General features: G+C 68.4%; 19 protein-coding genes. 8 read left to right on the top strand and 11 right to left on the bottom strand.

What is annotated here, in order from left to right:
- The first annotated feature begins 21 nt into the window (after positions 1 to 21).
- From ABE485_RS04915 to ABE485_RS04885, 7 genes are all read left to right on the top strand, one after another.
- Entirely contained in the window at positions 22 to 693 is a 672-nt protein-coding gene (locus ABE485_RS04915; RefSeq protein ID WP_346513878.1) for an RraA family protein, read from the top strand.
- Between the two features lie 2 nt (positions 694 to 695).
- Positions 696 to 1757, top strand: a complete 1062-nt coding sequence (locus ABE485_RS04910) for a hydroxyacid dehydrogenase (RefSeq protein WP_346513876.1) — start codon at positions 696 to 698, stop codon at positions 1755 to 1757.
- Positions 1758 to 1859: 102 nt separating this feature from the next.
- Complete coding sequence (locus ABE485_RS04905) at positions 1860 to 2519, top strand: GntR family transcriptional regulator (RefSeq protein ID WP_346513874.1); 660 nt, start codon at positions 1860 to 1862, stop codon at positions 2517 to 2519.
- 294 nt (positions 2520 to 2813) lie between these two features.
- Positions 2814 to 4289 carry an aldehyde dehydrogenase gene (locus ABE485_RS04900; RefSeq protein WP_346513873.1) on the top strand — a complete coding sequence of 492 codons (1476 nt, stop codon included), beginning with the start codon at positions 2814 to 2816 and terminating at the stop codon, positions 4287 to 4289.
- Between the two features lie 38 nt (positions 4290 to 4327).
- Positions 4328 to 5359, top strand: coding sequence for a Bug family tripartite tricarboxylate transporter substrate binding protein (locus ABE485_RS04895; protein WP_346513872.1), 1032 nt, complete (start codon positions 4328 to 4330; stop codon positions 5357 to 5359).
- Complete coding sequence (locus ABE485_RS04890; protein WP_346513988.1) at positions 5290 to 6288, top strand: NAD(P)-dependent oxidoreductase; 999 nt, start codon at positions 5290 to 5292, stop codon at positions 6286 to 6288. The genes ABE485_RS04895 and ABE485_RS04890 overlap by 70 nt, the downstream gene beginning before the upstream one ends.
- A 13-nt stretch (positions 6289 to 6301) precedes the next feature.
- Complete coding sequence (locus ABE485_RS04885; RefSeq protein ID WP_346513871.1) at positions 6302 to 7708, top strand: MmgE/PrpD family protein; 1407 nt, start codon at positions 6302 to 6304, stop codon at positions 7706 to 7708.
- A gap of 10 nt (positions 7709 to 7718) precedes the next feature.
- Here ABE485_RS04885 and ABE485_RS04880 read toward each other — a convergent pair whose 3' ends face one another.
- The 11 genes from ABE485_RS04880 to ABE485_RS04830 all read right to left on the bottom strand — a co-directional run bounded on the left by ABE485_RS04880 (position 7719) and on the right by ABE485_RS04830 (position 18741).
- Complete coding sequence (locus ABE485_RS04880; RefSeq protein WP_346513870.1) at positions 7719 to 8609, bottom strand: LysR family transcriptional regulator; 891 nt, start codon at positions 8607 to 8609, stop codon at positions 7719 to 7721.
- 132 nt (positions 8610 to 8741) lie between these two features.
- Positions 8742 to 10145, bottom strand: coding sequence for an MmgE/PrpD family protein (locus ABE485_RS04875; protein WP_346513868.1), 1404 nt, complete (start codon positions 10143 to 10145; stop codon positions 8742 to 8744).
- 58 nt (positions 10146 to 10203) lie between these two features.
- A complete protein-coding gene (locus tag ABE485_RS04870; RefSeq protein WP_346513867.1) occupies positions 10204 to 11007 on the bottom strand; it encodes an N-acyl homoserine lactonase family protein in 804 nt (267 codons plus the stop codon).
- 21 nt (positions 11008 to 11028) lie between these two features.
- Complete coding sequence (locus ABE485_RS04865) at positions 11029 to 11742, bottom strand: ABC transporter ATP-binding protein (RefSeq protein WP_346513865.1); 714 nt, start codon at positions 11740 to 11742, stop codon at positions 11029 to 11031.
- Positions 11729 to 12526 carry an ABC transporter ATP-binding protein gene (locus ABE485_RS04860; protein ID WP_346513864.1) on the bottom strand — a complete coding sequence of 266 codons (798 nt, stop codon included), beginning with the start codon at positions 12524 to 12526 and terminating at the stop codon, positions 11729 to 11731. Before ABE485_RS04860 ends, ABE485_RS04865 begins: the two co-directional genes overlap by 14 nt.
- Positions 12523 to 13524, bottom strand: coding sequence for a branched-chain amino acid ABC transporter permease (locus tag ABE485_RS04855; RefSeq protein ID WP_346513863.1), 1002 nt, complete (start codon positions 13522 to 13524; stop codon positions 12523 to 12525). Before ABE485_RS04855 ends, ABE485_RS04860 begins: the two co-directional genes overlap by 4 nt.
- Before the next feature lie 7 nt (positions 13525 to 13531).
- Positions 13532 to 14395, bottom strand: coding sequence for a branched-chain amino acid ABC transporter permease (locus ABE485_RS04850; protein ID WP_346513862.1), 864 nt, complete (start codon positions 14393 to 14395; stop codon positions 13532 to 13534).
- A gap of 18 nt (positions 14396 to 14413) precedes the next feature.
- A complete protein-coding gene (locus ABE485_RS04845; protein WP_346513861.1) occupies positions 14414 to 15589 on the bottom strand; it encodes an ABC transporter substrate-binding protein in 1176 nt (391 codons plus the stop codon).
- Between the two features lie 84 nt (positions 15590 to 15673).
- A complete protein-coding gene (locus tag ABE485_RS04840; RefSeq protein WP_346513860.1) occupies positions 15674 to 15985 on the bottom strand; it encodes a DUF4387 domain-containing protein in 312 nt (103 codons plus the stop codon).
- A gap of 15 nt (positions 15986 to 16000) precedes the next feature.
- Positions 16001 to 17365, bottom strand: a complete 1365-nt coding sequence (locus tag ABE485_RS04835; protein ID WP_346513859.1) for an acyclic terpene utilization AtuA family protein — start codon at positions 17363 to 17365, stop codon at positions 16001 to 16003.
- 11 nt (positions 17366 to 17376) lie between these two features.
- Positions 17377 to 18741: an LLM class flavin-dependent oxidoreductase gene (locus ABE485_RS04830; RefSeq protein WP_346513858.1), complete on the bottom strand. Its 1365-nt coding sequence runs from the start codon at positions 18739 to 18741 to the stop codon at positions 17377 to 17379.
- A gap of 105 nt (positions 18742 to 18846) precedes the next feature.
- Here ABE485_RS04830 and ABE485_RS04825 point away from each other — a divergent pair, with 105 nt between their 5' ends.
- Positions 18847 to 19782, top strand: coding sequence for a LysR family transcriptional regulator (locus ABE485_RS04825; RefSeq protein ID WP_346513856.1), 936 nt, complete (start codon positions 18847 to 18849; stop codon positions 19780 to 19782).
- The last annotated feature ends 99 nt before the right edge of the window (positions 19783 to 19881 follow it).

Genomic DNA, 19881 nt, shown 5'->3' with positions numbered 1-19881 from the left:
ATTTTGTGATCAGGAGCAATGATGATCGGCTTTGAAATCCACCCCCGCCAGCGCGCGGTCAGCAAGGAACTCGTCGACAAATTCCGCCAGGTGCCGGTCGCCAACGTCAGCGACTGCATGTCGCGCATGACGGCCGGCGGCGCGCGCCTGCGGCCCATGCACGACGGCCATCCGCTGGCCGGTCCGGCCCTTACCGTGCGCACGCGCCCCGGCGACAACCTGCTGGTGCACAAGGCCCTGAGCCTGGCGCAGCCGGGCGACGTCATCGTGGTGGACGCGGGCGGCGACCTGACCAACGCCATCATCGGCGAGATCATGACGACCTACGCCGAGTCGCGCGGCATCGCCGGCATCATCATCAACGGCGCCATCCGCGACTGCGGCACGATCCGCCGCAGCGCCTTCCCCGTCTTTGCAGCGGGCGTCACGCACCGCGGGCCGTACAAGGACGGACCGGGCGAGATCAATTGCGTCGTCGCGCTGGACGGCATGACGATCGCCCCGGGCGACCTGATCCTGGGCGACGAGGACGGACTGCTCGCGGTGCCCTACGAGCAGGCCGAGGCCATCTACCAGGCGGCCGCCGCCAAGCACGACGTGGAAACCAAGATGCTGGCGGACATCGCCGCCGGCACCCTGGACACGTCCTGGATCGACGCCCGCCTGCGGACGCTGGGCTGCTCGGGAGTCTGATCATGAGCGTCCCGGCAGACAGCAGGCCCGGCTTGCGCATCGCGCGGCTGGATCTCTGGATCGATCCGGCGTTCGACGCCGCGATCGGGCAGGATGCGGCGCTGAGCCTCCAGGTGCTGCCCGCCCAAGGTGAAGCCGTGACGGCGGCGGGCCTGGCCGGCGCGCACGCCTACCATGTCAGCGCGGCCAAGGACGAAGTGCCTGCCCGCTGGCAGGTATCGGCGGACCTCCTGGCGCAGTGCCCCCAGCTGCTGTGCGTGTCGTCGGGCGGCGCCGGCTACGACACCGTCGACGTCGCGGCCTGCACCCGGGCCGGCGTGGCGGTCGTGAACCAGGCCGGCGCAAACGCCGCGTCCGTCGCGGAAATGACGTTTGCCCTGCTGCTGTCGCTGGTCAAGCGGCTGGGCGAGTCCGAGGCCGCGCTGCGGGCCGGCACGGCCGTCAGCCGCGAGGCGCTGATGGGCCACGAGATCGAGGGCCGCGTGCTCGGCCTGGTCGGCATCGGCGAAATCGGACGCAAAGTGGCCAGGATCGCGGCGGGCTTCGGGCTGCGGGTCATCGCGTGCGACCCGCTGGTTTCGCCGGAGCAGATCCGCGAGCGCGGCGCGGAGCCCGTCTCGTTCGATGCCCTGCTCGCGCAGGCCGACATCGTCAGCCTGCACTGTCCGCTGGATGGCGTCACCCGCGGCATGTTCGACGCCGCCGCGTTCCGGCGCATGAAGCGCGGCGCGCTGTTCATTTCCACCGCGCGCGGCGGCATCCATGACGAAGACGCCCTGCTCGCCGCGCTTGAGTCCGGGCATCTGTCCGGCGCCGGGCTGGATGTGTGGAAGGTGGAACCGCCGCCTCCCCGCAGCGGGCTGCTGCAGCGCGCCGACGTGGTCGCCGCCTTCCATACGGGCGGCGTCACGCACGAAGGCCGCCGCAAGGTGGCGCAGGGCTCGGCCTCGCAGATCATGGACATGCTGGCCGGCCGCAAGCCGCCCCGCCTGCTCAATCCCGAGGTCTGGCCGCGCTTTCTGCAGCGACTGTCGCAATGCGGCGTCCCGGTGCAGAACAGCTAGCGGGCGCGCCCGCCAGGGCGGCCGGCGTACAGCCGGCGCGCCGCTGCGGGCCGGTTCCCGTTGGTATAGTCCAACGTTTGAAATCCGGAATGGCAGGCTGTCATGTCGAGCGCCAGTGATTACGTATACGGAGAATTGCGCCGCCGCTTGATGGCAGGATCCTTCCTGCCCGGCGAACCGCTGCGCGAAGAGCACATCGCCACTCAGCTCTCCGTGAGCCGCACGCCCGTGCGCAACGCCATCGAACGGCTGATCGCGGACGGCCTGGTCACGCGCGAAGGGCGGCGCGGCGCGGTCGTGCTGGGCTGGCAGGACCGCGACATCGACGAAGCCTTCGAGCTGCGCATGCTGCTCGAGCCCTACTCGGCGCAGGCGGCCGCCGAACGCGCCACGCCGGAACAGATCCAGGAACTCGAGCGCATCAACCAGTGCATGCTCGACGCGGTCAATTCCGACGCCCCCGATCACGTCGCGCAGGTCCAGCACTACAACAACCTCTTCCATCACACGCTGCTGGAGGCCGCGCAGTCGGCCCGGGTGCGTTCCATGGTCGAAAACCTGCTGGACATGCCCATCATCATCGGCTCGTTCTACTTCTACGGGCGCGACGACATGCTGCGCAGCGTGGAACACCATCGCCAGATCATCGCCGCGCTGCGGGCGCGCGATCCGGAATGCGCGCAGATCGCCATGCGTTTCCATCTGGCCGCCACCCATCTGCTCTTCCGCACGCACCGGAAGGACAAGAAGACGGGCGGGTAAACCCCAGCCATTCCGTCACGCATGACGCGCGGGCCGGCTGACATCCGGCCCGCGGCGTTTCCACGCCCCGCGTTTCTTCGGCCGGCGTTTCGACGCCCGGCGTATCGACGCCCGGCGTGTCGACGCCCGGCGCTTCCACACACCCCGTATCGCTATCACAGAATTCGCGATTCCGTATTGGACTAGCGCAAGGCGCGGCCCCAGACTTTGCGCATGGCACGTAGCGGCAAGCGCCGGCATTCCACCGGCTGTCCTACGCAACAACAAACCCCATGCCAACCGGAGACCGCGCACATGCAGCGTTATGGCTTGTTCATCAATGGGCAGAGCGTTCCGCCCGTCCAGGGCCGCATGCTGGCCGCCCACAATCCCTACACGGGCGACGCGTGGGCTGAAATCCCCGACGCCTGCCCCCAAGACGTCGACCGCGCCGTCAAGGCGGCCGAACAGGCGTTCGAGCAGACCTGGCGCCACACCGCCGGCATCAAGCGCGCGCAGTGCATGCTGCGCCTGGCCGAGCTCATCGAGCAGAATGCCGACCGGATGGCCCGCATCGAATCCACCGACAACGGCAAGATCATCCGCGAGACCCGCCCGCAGATGGTGTGGGTCGGACGCCAGCTGCGCTACTACGCCGGCTATGCCGACAAGCTCTACGGCCGGCAGATTCCGCTGGACCAGCCCGATACGCTGGACTACCTGAGCCTGGAGCCCTTTGGCGTGGTGGCACTGATCACGGCCTGGAATTCCCCGCTGGCGCTGCTGGCCAACAAGCTGGCTCCCGCCCTGGCCGCGGGCAATTGCGTAGTAGTCAAGCCCAGCGAGCACGCGTCCGCGTCGACGCTGGAATTCGCCAGCCTGGTGCAAGCGGCCGGCTTTCCGGACGGCGTGTTCAACGTGGTCACGGGCGGCGCCGATACGGGGCGCGCGCTGGTCGAGCATCCCGGCGTCGCGCTGGTCAGCTTCACGGGCAGCCCGGGCGTGGGCGCCGAGATCGCGTCCATGGCCGGCCGGCGCCTCACGCCCGTGAAGCTGGAGCTGGGCGGCAAATCCCCCAACATCATTTTCGACGACGCGGACCTGGACAAGGCCGTCGTGGGCGCGCTGGCCGGCATCTTCGGCGCAACCGGCCAGACCTGCGTGGCGGGTTCCCGGTTGCTGGTGCAACGCGGCGTGATGGACCGCGTCCTCACGCCCCTGACCGAGCGCGCCCGCCAGATCCGCATGGGCAATCCGCTGGACACCGCCACCGAGATGGGCACCGTCGCCAACAAGCCGCAGTTCGACCGCATCCTCGCCACCATCGAGCGGGCCCGGAGCGCCGGCGCAAAGCTGGTGACCGGCGGGCAGCGCGCCAAGGGCCCGGGGCTGGAGAATGGCTATTTCATCGAGCCGACCATCTTCGCCGGCGTGGACAACGGCAGCGACCTGGCGCAGGAAGAAGTGTTCGGGCCCGTGCTGGCGGTGATTCCCTTCGACACCGAGGAAGACGCCATCCGCATGGCCAACGGCACCCGCTACGGACTGGCGGCCGGTCTCTGGACCCGCGACCTGAACCGGGCCATGCGCGTGTCGCGCGCGATGCGGGCAGGCTCGGTCTGGGTCAACACCTACCGCGCCATCGCCGCCCAGGCGCCCTTCGGCGGCTTCAAGCAATCGGGCATCGGCCGCGAACGCGGCGAGGCCGGGCTGCACGAATACCTGACCACGCGCAACGTGATGATCGATTTTTCCGAAGCGGTCCGCGACCCCTTCGCCATCCGGACCTGAGCCGATCGAGCCAGGCCACCCCTGCCAAAGGAAGAGACATGATTGCAAGCAAGAAGGAGGCCCGGCCTCCGAGGCGCCGCATCCTGCGCGCCACCCTCGCCTGCGTGGCGCTGACGGCGGCCCTGCCCCTGTGGCAGACCGCACACGCGGCCGCGCCCTGGCCCAGCCAGCCCATCCGCATGGTGGTGCCGTTCCCGCCGGGCGGCTCGGTGGATACGGTCGCGCGCACGCTGGGCCAGGCCCTGCAGGAACAGCTTGGCCAGCCGGTCATCATCGAAAACAAGCCCGGCGCCAGCAGCGTGCTGGGCGCCCGCTACGTCAAGCAGGCGGAGCCCGACGGCTACACGCTGCTGCTCAACGCGTCGCTGCAGGTCGCCAATCCGCTGCTGCTGGATACCGTGAGCTACGACGCGCTCAAGGACTTTGCGCCCGTCACCGAGATCGGCGCGCAGCCGCAACTGGTGCTGGTGCGCAAGGACAGCCCCTACCAGACCCTGAAGGACCTGGTGGCGGGCGCCAAGGCCAAGCCCGGCGAGCTCACCTGGGCCATCGCCGCCTACGGCGCGGCGGGGCATCTGGCGTGCGAGCTGGTCAATGAGCAGGCCGGCGTGAAGATGGAGGTCATTCCCTACCGTGGCGGCGGCCCGGCCCTGGTCGACCTGATGGGCGGCCAGGTCACGGCAATGACCGAACCCATGGCGTCCGCCTTCCCCCACGTCAAGGACGGCAAGCTACGGGCGCTGGCGGTCACCAGCAGCCAGCGCGTCGCGGCGATTCCCGACATTCCCACGGTGGCCGAGGCCGGCTACGCCGGCTTTGACATGCCGAGCTGGTATGGCATCTGGGCGCCCGCCGGCACGCCGCAGCCCGTCATCGACAAGGTCTACGCGGCCACGCGGGAAGCGCTGAAGAACCCCGCGGTCAAGGCAAAGTTCGAGGCCCTGTCGTTCATCCCGGTCGGCTCCACCCCGCAGGAATTCGCCGCCTTCCAGGCCAATGAATACCAGACCTACGAAAAGGTCATCAAGGTCATCAAGTCGCGCGGCGCGAACGCCGCGCCGCGCACCTGAAAACATCAAGGAGACACCGCATGAAGCAGAACGAAACGGAAGTGCTGGGATTCATCGGCCTGGGCGTCATGGGCGGCCCCATGTGCGCCAACCTGCTGAAAAAGGCCGGCCGCAAGGTCGTGGCGCACGACACGGTGCAGGCCGCGGCCGGCGAGGCTGCCGCCCACGGCGCCGAACTGGCCGCCGGCGTGGCGCAAGTGGCGGAAAAGTCGGACATCGTGTTCCTGTCGCTGCCGTCGATCGACCAGGTGGAGTCGGTCTGCCAGGCCATCCTGGCATCGCCCCGCCGGCCGTCGCTGATCGTCGACATGAGCACCAGCAATGTGTCGCGCACGCGCGCCCTGGCCGAACAGCTGGCCGCCGCGGGGATCGCCTTCGTCGACGCGCCCGTGGCCCGCACCAAGCAGGCCGCCGTCGACGGCAAGCTGTTCATCAGCGTGGGCGGTTCGCAACAGGATTTCGAGCGGGTCGCGCCCTACCTGAACTGCATGGGCAGCGACGTGCTGCACTGCGGAGAAACCGGCAGCGGCCAGATCGTCAAGATCCTGAACAACTACATGGTGTTCATGACGGTCAACGCGCTGTCCGAGGCCATCACCATCGGCCGCCAGGCCGGCATGGACGCCGAAAAGCTGCTGGCGCTGCTGTCGCAAGGGTCGGCCGACAGCTTCGTGCTGCGCAACCACGGCATGAAGTCGCTGGCCAAAGACGACTTCCCCGAGAAGACATTCCCCATGACCTACGCCATCAAGGACTGCGCGCTGGCGCTGGACCTGGCCAGGGAGGGTGGCTTCAGCCCGCGCATCGGCGCCTACACCCACGACATGATGTGCCGGGCGCGCGACGCGGGCTACGCGCAAAACTACCACCCGGCCGTCATCCGGCTGATCGACGGCCGCGTCAAGGCCGACCTGCCCGGACAGGTCTGAGCCACCGCAACCCATGCCTGCCGCCCAGCCTTCCCTGCCCGCCGGCGCCACGCGGACGCTGGCCGCCTTCGCCAGCGGCCTGCGCTACGCGTCGATTCCGGAAGCGGTCATCGGCAAGATGAAGACCAGCCTGATCGACAGCATCGGTTGCTGCCTGTACGGCATCTCGCTCCCCTGGACCCGCCATGTGCTGGCCATGGCGCGCGAAGACGGCTGCCTTCCGGCGGCGGCCGTCTTCGGCGCCGGCGTCGGCACCAGCCCGGGCAACGCGGCGCTGGTCAACGCCACGGCGGGACACGCCTTCGAGCTGGACGACATCCACAAGGAATCCATCGTCCATCCCGGCTCGCTGGCGCTGCCCGCCATCGCCGCGCTGGCCGGCCAGGCCGGTCCGCGCACCGGCCGCGACTGGCTGGCGGCGCTGGCGGCGGGATATGAAATCGGCGCGCGCGTGGGCAACGCCGCGACCATGCAACTTTTCTTTCGCGGCTTTCATCCGCAGGGAACCTCGGGCTGCTTCGTGGCGGCCGCCGCCGCCGCCCGCGTGCTGGGGCTGGACGCGGACCAGACCCTCCACACCTACGGCATCGCCGGCTCGCAGGCGGCGGGCCTGATGGCCGCGCAGGAAGGCGCCATGGTCAAGCGGCTGCATGCCGGCCGCGCCGCCCAGGGCGGCGTGATGGCGGCCCTGCTGGCCCGGCGCGGCTTCACCGGCATCGGCAATGTGCTCGAGGCCGACTATGGCGGCTTTCTGAGCACGTATTCGGGCGCCCCCGACGCCGCCCGCCTGACCGACGGTTTGGGCGAGGACTGGGAGGCCGGCAAGATCGGCTACAAGCCCTACGCCTCGGTGACCAGCATCCATGCCGCCCAGGACGCGCTGCGCGCCCTGTGCCGCGACAACGCGCTGGCCGCCGACGACATTGCCCGTATCCGCGTGGGCATCAGCACCATGACGCACGTGCACTGTGCGTGGCCTTACCGCGCCCAGGGCGTGACCGCCGCGCAGATGAACCTGTTCTATGGCCTGGCGGCCATCGCCGTGGATGGGGAAGCCTTCGTGGCCCAGTACCGCGAAGACCGGCTGGACGATCCGCGCCTGCTCGCGCTGATCGGCCGCATCCAGGCCCATGCCGATCCGGAGATCGACGCCATGGGACCGGCCCTGCGCCACGCCGCCCGCGTCGAAGTGCGCACACGCGGCGGCGCGGTCTTGCGGCGCGACATCCTGCACCGGCGCGGCAGCCCGGAAAATCCGCTGTCTCATCGCGACGTGGTCGACAAATTCCGCCTCGTCGCGGCCGCCGTCATCCCCGAGGCCCGCGCCCGCGCCATCGTCGCGATGGTCGAGGACCTGGACGGCCTGCGCGACGCGGCGCCGCTGCTCGCGCTGCTGGCCGAGCCGATCAGTCCGGCCTGATCCGCCGGTTTCAGGCGTCCAGCGCCATGCGCTTTGCCAGATGGCCGACGACGCGCCGGGTCAGGTCGCTGGCGTGCTTATCGCTCCAGATCATTTCCATGCACACCTGCCCCGCGCTTTGCGGCAGCTCGCGGAACACCACGCCCGCAAAGCCCGTGGTCGCGTAGGACGCCGGCGCGACCGACACGCCCAGACCCAGCCGCACCATCTGGAAGATCGTGAGCGGGCTGCGCGCCATGTGGCGGATGTCCGGGCTGAACCCGGCTTCATGGCAGCAGGCGACGATGGCGTCGTAGATGGCCGGGCCGTGTTCGCGGTGCAGGGCCACCATGGGTTCTTCCGACAGCATGGAGAGCTGGAACCCTTCTTTCTGCGCCAGCGGATGCCGGCTGGGCAGCACCGCCACCAGCGGCTCGCGGTGGATGAGCTGGCGCCGCACCTCGGTGCGCTCGGGCCGGGCATGGACGATGCCCACGTCCAGCAGGCCCAGCGACACCGCCCTTACCTGCTCGGCCGACACCATGTCGACCAGCGACAGCGTCACGCCGGGAAATTCCGCATCCACCAGCCGCTGGATGACCGAGACCAGATGGAACAGCGCGGACGTCGCCACACCGATGCGCAGCACGCCCGAGTCGTCATTGCCCGCGCGCACGGCGGCGTTGACCGCGGTGCGCATCTGGTCCAGCAGGATGCGCGTCTCCCGCAGGAACGCCTGGCCGGCCGGGGTGAGCCTGACCTCGCGGCGGGTGCGCTGGAACAGCTGCACCCCCATTTCTTCTTCCAGCGACTTGACGTGCTGCGACAGCGGCGGCTGGGAGATGTTGAGTCTTTCGGCGGCGCGCCGGAAACTGAGCTCTTCCGCGACCGTCACAAAGTAGCGCAATTGGCGCATGTCCATGGCATGACATCTTCTTGTGGGGACCAGGTTACGATCCGCCCTGCGGCGCAGGGCCCCGGGCGGACGGCTGGCTAGCATACTGCGGCCCGCCGTCCTTGCCCATCCCGCCGATGGCCCCCCGTCGCGCCGCGCTCAGCCCAGCAGCTTGGTCAGGTCGCGCACAGGCGTGGACGGCTCCGCCGACAGGAAGGCGTCCAGGATCAGCGTGGTGCGCACTTCAGGCAGCGTCAGGCCGGCATTGGCCTTGAACTTCTCGACGATATCGGCCTGGCCCAGTGCGCGTTCGCCGCTGCCCAGGTTGACGGGCACCTCTTCGCGCACCTGCGTGCCGTCGTGCAGCGTCACCGTCACGGCGCCCGAGAAGAACTTCGGAAACGCCGTCGTTTCCTGGGCGCGGCAGGTGGTGCGCCCGGCCAGCGACAGCAGCGCCGGATCGGCCAGCCGGGCGGGCGCCAGCTCCTGCAGCGTGAAGCGGCCCAGCGCCAGGCAGGCCGCCACCACGAACTGCACGCTGAACTTGGCGTCGTAGTCGCTGCGCGGACGGGTCTTGATGTGCGCCGGCTCGGCCACGATGGGCAGCGTGGCGGCGGGAAGCTCGCATTCGATCGAGCGGATGCGCCCCGCGTCCTGAATGCGGGCCTGGATGCGCAGCGCCGCTTCGGCGCAGCCGTGGATGAAGTGGCATACCGGATAGGGCTTGATGGAGGTTTCCATCAACGTCCATTCATGGCCCAGCGCGCTGATGACCGAATCGGCATCCACCTGGTCGGCGCGCGCCTGCATGTGGGTCTCGTACAGGCCGAACTGGCCCTCGTACGGACGGCGCGGCCCGAAGAACCCTGCCTGGGCCATCTGCGCGGCGGTGATGCCGGCAAAGGCGCCCCAGCCGGGATGCAGGCGCTTCGTCCAGGCGCCGTCCTCCAGGAACACCTGCACGCCCGAGGCGGTGCTGGCCGCGATGCCCTGCGCCGCCACCATCTGCTCTTCGCTCAGCCCCAGCAGCTTGCCGGCCACCAGCGCCGAACTGAAGTGCGACACCACGCCCGTGGCATGGTAGCCCCCCTGGTGAAAGCCGCCCTTGACGGACCGGCCCAGGCGGATGGCGGTCTCCATGCCGATCGCGTACGCGGCCAGCAGGTCGCCCCAGCGCAGGTCTCGGGTCTCGCCCAGGGCCAGCGCCGCGGGCAGGCAGGCCACCGACGGGTGCACGATGGCGCCGGGGTGCGTGTCGTCGAAATCCAGGCCGTGCATCAGGTAGCCGTTGGCCATGGCGGCGTCGCGCGCCTGCAGCGCCGGGCCGCCGCCGATGACCGTGGCGTCGCCGGGCGCGCCGGCCGCGCGGATGCCGGCCAGACCCGGCCCGGAGAAGTCGAACTGGTGCGCGGCGATGCCCAGGCCGATGGCGTCGATGATGTGGAGCAGCGATTTTTCGCGCACGGCGTCCGGCATCGATTCCAGCGTGAGGCCGCGCGCAAAGCGCGCCAGGCCCAGCGCAAGGCTGGAAGACGGGGCGCGCAGGTTGGAAGTTGCATGCATGGTGACCAGGGTTCCAAAGGAGTGGCCGCCGCGCCCGGCGGGCGCGGCGTATGAATGTTCAGGCGGCGGGGTTCTCGTGCAGCACCGCCACCGGCACCGGCAGGTCGCCCGCCAGCCGGGGATAGCGCTTGAGCACCAGCGGGTCGTGCCCCGGCACGAAATGGCTCACCGAGCCGGCCAGCTTGAGCAGCCGCTTGTGCCCGGCCAGCATCTGCTCCACGTCCACCACCACGGGAAACGGAAGCTTCAGCGTCGCGTTGTCGTAATAATGCGCGGCATCGGACGCCAGCACCACCCAGCCGCGCGCGGTATGCACCCGCACCGCCTGCAGCCCCTTGGTATGGCCGCCGATCCGCAGCAGCTCGATGCCGGGCTGCAGCACGGCGTCGCCGTCGTGGAACTCCACGCGGTCCTCGTACAGCCGTCGCACGAACTCGCACACATCGTCCACCGCGAAGGCCCGGCGCAACACCGGCTGGCACATGCAGGGGCCGGTGGCGAACGCCGCTTCGGCCTCCTGCAGGTGAAAGCGCGCGTTGGGCAGCTTGTCCAGGTTGCCGGCATGGTCCCAATGCAGGTGCGTCAGGATCACATCCCGGACCTGGTCGGGATGCACGCCCAGGTAGCGCAGCGCGTCGATGGGGCAATGGTCCAGCGGCCGCCCGCGCTGCGACGCGCCGCGTTCGCCAAAGCCGGTGTCCACCAGGATGGCGGTATCGCCCAGCTTGATCAGCCACACGTAGAAGTCCATGTCCACGGTGCCGTCGTGCGCATCGTGCAGGATGAAATTGTGCGAGGCCGGACGCGTCATGCGCGCATAGCGCAGCGCGTAGACCTCATGGCAGGGTAAGTTGTCGGTCATGGGCGGGCGCCTCCTACGCCCTTATACGCCAAGATAAGCTTGCCTGACGAAATCGTCCTCGAGCAGTTCCTGCCCCGTGCCGGTGCGCACCACCTCGCCGCGCTCCAGCACATATGCCCGGTGCGACAGGCGCATCGCCAGCCGCGCGTTCTGTTCCACCAGCACGATGGAAAGCCCCGTTTCACGGTTCAGCCGTTCGACCGCATGGGCAATTTCCGCGACCACCTTGGGCGCCAGCCCCAGCGACGGCTCGTCCAGCAGCAGCAGCCTGGGTTGGGCCATGAGCGCCCGGCCGATCGCCACCATCTGCTGCTCGCCGCCCGAGAGCGACCCCGCCATCTGGGCGCGCCGCTCCTGCACCCGCGGAAACAGCCCGTAGATGAGATCCAGCGTGCGCCTGCGCGTCGCGGCGCAGCGCGAGGTGTAGGCGCCCAGCTCCAGGTTGTCCAGCACCGTCATGCGGGGGAACAGCCGCCTGCCTTCGGGCGACAGCGCAATGCCGCGGGCGACGCGCCCGGCGGCGGACATGGCGGAGATCGACTGGCCGTCCCAGCGCAGGTCGCCGCGCGCCAGCGTCTTCAGTCCCATCATCGCCTTGAGCGTGGTGGACTTGCCGGCGCCGTTCGATCCCACCAGGGCCACGATCTCGCCCTCGTCGACCCGCAGCGTCACATCGTGCACGGCTTCCAGCTGGCCATAGCAGACCGCGATGGACTGCGCTTCAAGCGTGGGCATAGTCGGGCGCTCCCAGATAGGCTTCGATGACGGCGGGGTTGGCCTGGATCTCCTGCGGCGTGCCTTCGGCGATCTTGCGGCCCTGGACCAGCACGTAGATGCGATGGCACAGTTCCATGACCACGGCCATGTGGTGCTCCACGAACAGCACGGAGATGCCGCGATGCGTGCGCAGCCGCTGCAGCAGCCGGCCAAGCTCGGCGCATTCCTCGCCGTTCAGTCCGGCGGCCGGCTCGTCCAGCAGCAGGATCTTCGGCTTGGTCGCGAAACCGATGGCCACCCCCAGCAGCTTCTGGTGACCATAAGCCAGCCCGCCCGCGGCCACGTGGCGGTACGGGCCCAGGCCCGACAGTTCAAGGATTTCGTCCACCTCGCGCGCCACGCACACCAGCGCCGCGCGGCGTTCACGCGTCGTCACGGCGTGGGTCCACACCGATCCGGGCAGGGTCGAGAGCGCGCCGCGCAACAGGTTCTGCTCCACCGTGGCGCTCTGGTAGACCGACGTGGACTGGAAGGTGCGCGCCAGGCCGCGCCGGACCACCGCGCTGGGCGCCTTGCCCGTGATGTCTTCGCCCGCCAGCACGACCCGGCCGGCGGAGGGAATCAGCGTGCCGCTGATCAGGTTGAAGGCGGTGCTCTTGCCGGCGCCGTTGGGACCGATCAGGCCGACCACCTCGTCGCGCGCCACGTGCAGGTCCAGTTCGCTGACCGCCTGCAGGCCGCCGAACCGCTTGGACAGGCCGCGCACTTCGAGCAGCGGCTGGGATGGGGTTGCGTTCGTCATGCCGATTTCCTTTGCTTGCCCGGCAGCCGCATGCCGGCCAGTCCCTGCGGCAGGAAGCGCAGCATCAGGATCAGCGCCACCCCGTACAGAATGTCCTGCGATTCCACCGCGCCCCGGAACAGCTCGGGCAACGGCGTCATGACCAGCGCGCCGATCAGTCCCCCCAGCAGATGCCTGCGTCCGCCGACGACCATCATGATGATGAGCGCGACCGACAGGTGCATGTTGAAGGACTCCGGCGAGATGTAGCCCACGTAGTGCGCCAGCAACGCCCCGCCCAGCCCGGCGAACACGCTGGCCAGCGTGAAGGCGAAAAGCTGCGTGCGCCGCACGCCGATGCCGCTGGACTCCGCCAGCGCCGGGTTCTCGCCGACGGCGTCCACCGCCTCGCCCGCCGGCGACGCATAGAACCAGCGGAAGAAGGCCAGCACGCCTACCGCGACCAGCGCCGCCAGCGCATAGAAGGCGGCCTTGTCGACGAAGACGTAGCCGGCGATGGCGGGCGCCGGAATGTTGGTGATGCCGTTCGCGCCGCCCGTCACGTCGCCGAACTCCAGCAGCACCAGCCGCAGCAGCTCGCCGAACGCAAAGGTCACCAGCACGAAGTAGACGCCCTGCAGGCGCAGCACGATGCGGCCCAGCAGATAGGCGACGCAGCCCGCGGCGACCATGGCCGCCGCCACCCCGACGATGAACGGCAATCCCAGCCCCTTCACGCAGAACACGGAGGCATAGGCCCCGACGCCCGCCAGCGCCCCGTGGCACAGCGACACCTGGCCCGCCCGCGCCAGCACCGAAAGCGACGTCACGACGACGGTGTTGATGCAGATGAAGATGGCCAGGTGGTAGGTGAAGGCCTGGTTCAGGAAGAATGGCACGCAGGCCAGCAGTCCAAGACCCAGCACGCTGGGCAGCCCCAGCGGCTGTGGCGCGGCGGCGCCCCGGATCAGGGCCCGGTCCGGGGCCGGCGGAATCGTTGGCAACACGGCTTTGCTCATATCCATCTCACGCCTCCGCCTTGCCCAGCAGCCCCGCGGGCCGCAACACCAGGATGCCCATCACCAGCACGAAGATCAGGATCTCCGCCAGGCTGTTGCTCATAAAGGAACTGGCCAGGCTTTCGGACACGCCCAGCAGCAGGCTTGCCGCCGCCGCGCCCGGCACGCTGCCCAGTCCGCCCAGGATCACCACGATGAACGCCTTGAGCAGCGGCGTGCTGCCGATGAAGGGCGACACCGAGAACAGCGGCGCCATCAGCGCCCCCGCGATCGCCGCCAGCCCCACCCCGATGCTGAACCCCAGCGGATACATCATCTTGGCCCGCACGCCCTGCGCCGTCGCGATCTCCATGTCCTGCACCGACGCGCGCAGGGCCTTGCCCTGCCGCGTGTGGATCAGGAACCCGTACAGGACCGCCAGCACGATGACCGAGCACACGGCCACGTACAGCCGCGACGCCGGGATGATCACCGACCCGAGCCGGAACACGCCCTCGGCCACCTGCGGCATGATCTGCGAATCGGGGCCGAACACCAGCAGCGCCACCGATTGCAGGATCATGGCCACGCCGATGGTCGCGATCATGCCGTTCAGCTCGTCATGCCGGAAGGGCTTGAGCACGGTCCACTCCACCAGCCAGCCCAGCGCCGCCGTCACGATGAAGGCGCCCAGCAGCGCCACCAGGAATGGCGCTTCCCAGTGGCTCATGAGCACGTAGGTCGCGAACGCGCCCACCATATAGAACTGCCCGTGCGCGAAATTGACGACGCGCATCACGCCGAACACCAGCGTGAACCCCACCGCCATCAGCAGGTAGAGCAGGCCGATGATGACGCCGTTGACCAGCGCCTGGGATAACAAGTTGGACATGGGTATCCCTCCGCCCGCTCATTTCTGGATATCGACGCACTTGTCGATATCGCAGCGCGCCACCGTGACTTCCTGGCCGTCGCGGACCTCGGAAATGAAGAACGGCGACGCGACCTGATGGTCGATGCCGTAGCGCGCCTTGCCGCTCCAGTTCACGACGCCCTGGATGCCCTTGTAGTCCTTGAGCTTGGCCAGCTCGTCGCGGACGCGGGTGCTGTCGGCCACGGTGCCCGCGTTTTGCATGGCCTTGAACAGCATGTGCGTGCCGTCGTAGAAAGCCGGGCTGAAGCCGTTCATCTTCTTGTTGTACTTGTCCTGGTAACGCTGGGCGTATTGCGCCACCTCCTTGTTGTCGGGATCCTGCAGGGACGTGACCATCATGCCTTCGGTCGCGGCCTTGCCGGCCACGGCCACGATCTCGGGCGTGGCCGGCCCCCCGTTGCGCACGATCGGCCCCTTGAATCCCAGCTCCCTGGCCTGGCGCACGATCATGCCGGCCGTGGCCGGCGAATTCCCGTTCAGCTCGATGGCGTCGACCCCGGCGGCAAGCATCCGGGTCAGCAGGGGCACCATGTCCACCCGCTGGCGTTCGAAGAATTCCTTGCTGGACAGCGCCGCGCCCGCCTTCTCGTACGCCTTGGACAGGTCTCCGGAAATCTGTTGGCCGGACTCGTCGTTGGGGAACAACCCGCCGACCTTCTTCAGGTTGTATCGCTTCACCAGCCACGCGATGATGGGCGGCGACGTCTCTTCGGTCGTCAGGTTCGGGCGGAAGGAATATGGTTTTTCCGGGCTGAGCGCCTTGTTGGTGAAGCCCAGCGTCATGATGATGACCTTCTCGCGCTCGGTGACCGGCTGCACGGCCAGCGCCGGGGCGGAGCCCATCGGCCCGATGATGTACTTCACCTTGTCGTCGCTGACCAGGCGGTTCGCAGCGGTCACCGCGTCGGCCGACTGGTACTTGTCGTCATAGGGAATGACGCTGATCTTGTACTTCTTGCCGCCGACCTCCAGGCCGCCCTGCGCATTGATGTCGTCGGCCGCGAGTTCGGCGCCGTACAGCAGCGCCTGGCCCCAGGCCGCGCCCGCGCCGGACAAGGTCACCAGCGCGCCGATCTTCAGCGTGTCCTGCGCCAGGGCCGCGGCCGGCAGGGCCAGCGCGACGGGAAGCATTACCTTGAATATCCGAACCATGTCTCTCTCCTGTGCTTTTTTGTGTAGTCAGTGCTTGAACAACAGGTGTCCTGTTGGCGAACGGCCGCTGCCGGCCGCGCCGCGTCACAGGGGAATTTCGATATCCAGCAGCGGCGCGTGCTGCTGCGCGCCGTAGACGTCCACGTCGCCCACCGCGCCCGACGCCACCGGGCGCGGCAGGGTCGCCTTCCACGCCAGCGCCGGCGGATACTCGGTAAAGAGCACGTCGTCCTCCCGCACCCCGTACAGGCGGGCGATCAGCGCGGCGCTGACGACGCCCGTGGCGCGGACGCGCTCGAACAGCGCCGGGTCATCGAACATGATGTCCAGCGTGATGGAAAACGGCCCTGCGTTCTTGCTTTTGCAGGCCTTGGCGATGTCTTTCAGCTTGGCCACGTCGGCTCTCCCCGCTCAGACGGTTTCGTATTCAATGGGAAACAGGCTGAGCGGATCAGCCACCTCGATCACGTGCTGCATGAAGAACTCGTAGATCGGCCCGCGTTCGATGTCCGACGGCGAAAACGGGAACGCCATGTTGCCTTCGCGGCACATGCGCCCGGGAAAGTCGGAATGCAGCAGGGTCACGCGCGCCAGCGACAGGGCCGCGTTGGCGATTTCCTGCGTGGTGCCCACGACTTCGGCGACGATGGCCAGTTCCTGCGGGCGAAAGCCGGGGTTGGGCTCCCAGCTTCCCATGACGCCGTTCGCGCCATAGACCCGCAGCACCAGTTGCCAGTCCTGCGGCGCGAGGCCCAGGGCCGCGACCTTGGTGGCCGTGGACGAACGCACGAAGTCCAGGAAGCCGTCCACCTGGCCGATGAGGCCCGGATCGCGCGTGGCGGCAAAGGCCACCGCGCTGAATCCCGCCCGCCGCACGCCTTCCAGCTTGATGCTGTACGGCTGGGGCTGCCATTTCATGCCCGTGATGCGCACGCGGCGGTCCGACACCGCGCGGATCTCGCAATCGCGCGTGTCCACGCAGCCGCCCGGCTCGTAGCGCAGCACCGGGCTGGCGTTCTCGTGCAACGCCTGCACCGCCACCGACAGCGGGGTGCAGCGCAGCTCGGGGTTGAGCGGCTCGGCCTCCACGTAGTCCTCGCCCACCGTCACCATCAGGCAGTCGTGCTTCTTGGGGATGGCCGCGTTGCAGGCGCACTCCAGCATCTTGCCGGCGTACCACGCGGGCGCTTCAGGCACGCCGTGGTGCATGGCCAGCGCCACCCACGGCGCGGGGTCGGTGCCGCGTCCGCCCAGGATCACCTGCGCGCCCTGCTCCAACGCCTGGCGGTAGGGCTCCGGCCCCATCATGCCGACGATGCGCACGGCCTGGTCGACGTCGTCCGCCGTCAGGATGCCCGCCGCGCCCAGCGGGCGGATGCGGTCTTCGGCCAGCGCCCGCCGGATCGCCGCCGGCTCCTGCTCGGCATGGATCAGCGCCATCTTGAAATGCAGATCGTGTTCGCGGGCGATCTCCCGCACGATGTCGGCGCAGGCCTGCAGATGGGGCTCGCCGCCGGCGCCGCCGCAGGTGCCCACCATCATGGGGATGCCATTGGCGATCGCCGCGCGCAACAGCAGCGACAGGTCCCGCTTCATGGCGAGCCGGGAATTCAGGGTCTTGCCGGATCCCAGGTAATGCGGGCCGGGATCGCTCGACCCCCCATCCACCCCCACCATATGCGGCTTGAGTTCCATGGCCGCCTTGATGGAGGCCTCCGGAAACCCGTAGCCCAGGATGCCGCTGGCGGACATCATCCGCACGCTTGCTTTGCTCATGTCGGCGGTCCTCAGCGGCTGTTGGCCTTCCAGTCGCCCGCGCGCGGACGGCGCAGGCCCAGATTGCCGCGCAGCGTGCCGCTGCCGTACTCCTTGCGCACCAGCCCGCGCTTCTGCAGGTGGGGGATGACAAGGCGGACAATCTCCTCGTAGGTCCCCGGCACGGCGGTCGCCGACAGCACGAAGCCGTCGCAGCCCTTGCTGAACCACTCTTCCATCATGTCGGCCACCTGCTCGCCGGTGCCGCAGAACACCGGGCCGTCGTTGAGCGTGCCGCGGCCCGAGGCCTCGACGAAGTCGCGCACGGAAGGGTTCTTCTTGCCGCTGACCTGCACCACCTTGTCGCGCAGGCTCTGCCACGACATCGCGGCCAGTTCCGCATCCGTGAAGGGCTGGTCGTAGGGGCGTCCCGAGAAATCGATGTTGGCGGTCTCGCCGATCATGGTCAGCCCGTCGATGGGACGCGACAGGCCGGCAATCATCTCGCGCTTTTCCTTCGCCAGGCTTTCCGTTTCGGCGGCGATGATCTTCACTTCGGCGGCGACCTTCAGGTCGTCGGGATGACGCCCGGCCTTGGCCACGCCTTCCTTGAGCGCCTGGTACTGCTTGATGCCGCCTTCCAGCGTCGGATACTTGGCGAACACCACTTCCGCCCAGCGCGCCGCGAAGGCCAGCCCCCGCCCGCTCTGGCCGGCCTGCAGGATCACCGGATTGCCTTGCGGCGAGCGCGGCACGGTCAGCGGCCCGCGCGACCGGAAGAAGCGGCCTTCATGGTCCAGTCTGCGCACCTTGTCCGGATCGGCGAAGAAGCCCTCTTCCTTGTCGGCGACGATGATGTCGTCTTCCCAGGTATCCCAATGCCCCATGACCACTTCCATGAACTCGTCGGCGCGGTCGTAGCGCAGGTCGTGCTCCAGATGTTCGGTATGGCCGAAGTTGGCCGCTTCCGAATTGTTCATGGAGGTCACCACGTTCCAGGCCACGCGGCCCTTCGTCATCAGGTCCAGCGTCGCGAACAGGCGCGCCACGTGGAAGGGTTCGTAATAGGTGGTGGAGTAGGTGGCGCCCAGCCCCAGGTGACGCGTGGCCATGGCCATGGCCATCAGCACCGCGGTCGGTTCGAGCTTCACGGCGCGCACGCCGCTGCGCACGGTTTCGCGATGGTCGCCGCCGTAGATGTCCGGCATCGCCAGGCGGTCGTCGAAGAACGCCATGTCGAAGCAGCCGTCCTCCAGGGTGCGCGCGATGCGCTGGTAGTACTCCGGCGTGAGGTAGTCGGCCATGCTCGACGGATTTCTCCAGGAGCCGACGTAGTTGGAACAATTCTGCGCTTGCAGGAAGGCCACCAGGGCCATTTGGCGGGCGTTTGTGCTCATGCTTTTCCGATTTCCGATGAGTTCGAAGAGGTGTCGAAGTGGCGTCAGTATTGGTGTCGACTCGGATATGCACAATTTCCGCGGCGTGATACATCTATAACCACCATGAATCAATCAACCGACCACACCGCCCTCACCCGGCTCGAACTTTCCGAACTGGAAACCTTTCTGTGGGTCGTGCGCGAAGGCAGCTTCAGCGACGCCGCCCGCAAGCTGCATCTGTCCCAGCCGGCCGTCACCAACCGGGTCAAGCGCCTGGAAGACAAGCTGCGCACCAAGCTGCTGCAGCGGACCACGCGCCAGGTCACCGCCACGCCGGATGGCATCCGCCTGCGGGACGCGGCCGAGGAAGCGCTGGCGGGCCTGCGCGAGGTCATGCGCCACTTCCAGAAAAGCGCCGAAACCGGCCGCAACCGCATCGTGGTGGCCTGCACGCCGATGCTGGCCGCAACGGTGCTGCCGCGCCTGATCCACGACTACCAGCAGCGCTATCCGGATATCCAGGTGGTGCTGCGCGACCTGCCCTACGCGCAGGTGGTGCAGGCGGTCACCCAGGACGCGGCGGACTTTGCCGTGGCGGCGCTGGACACCAAGCAGCGTGGGCTGCAGTTCCAGTCATTGGCCGAGGAAAAGGTGCTGCTCGTCGTGCCCGCCGGCCACCCGCTGGCCGCGCACGCCAGCGTCACCCTGTCGATGATCGCGCCCTACCGGATCATGTTCCTGGACCGCTACCTGTCGCTGCGCAAGCACCTGACCGAAGAATTCGCCAAGCAGGGGCTGACGTTCGAGCACACCACGGCCTCCACCCTGCCCACCCTCCTCGGCATGATCGACGCCGGCAACTGCGTCACCTTCCTGCCGCGCACCATGGTCCAGCGCAACGCCCAGTCGTCGCGCGTCCTCATCGAGATCCAGGACCTGGACGCCACCCGCCACTGGGGCTGCATCCTGTCGCGCAAGGCCGAACTCTCCACGGCCGCGCAGGCCTTCAAGGAATACCTGCGCAAGCACTTTCGCGAGCAGCTTGCCGAACCCGTCTGAAACCGCCGCATTCATAACGGTGCGTAATAGACGCATACCGGAACACAATTTGTGGGCGTTTCCCCGCCGCTCCTAGACTGGGCGCCATGCCAGGCTGCA

It is taken from the genome of Achromobacter spanius (genome assembly GCF_039673305.1).
GTDB classification, from domain to species: Bacteria; Pseudomonadota; Gammaproteobacteria; order Burkholderiales; family Burkholderiaceae_B; genus Achromobacter; species Achromobacter spanius_F.
Note: the sequence above shows the minus strand (reverse complement) of the source record. Positions and strands in the feature narration are given on the sequence as shown.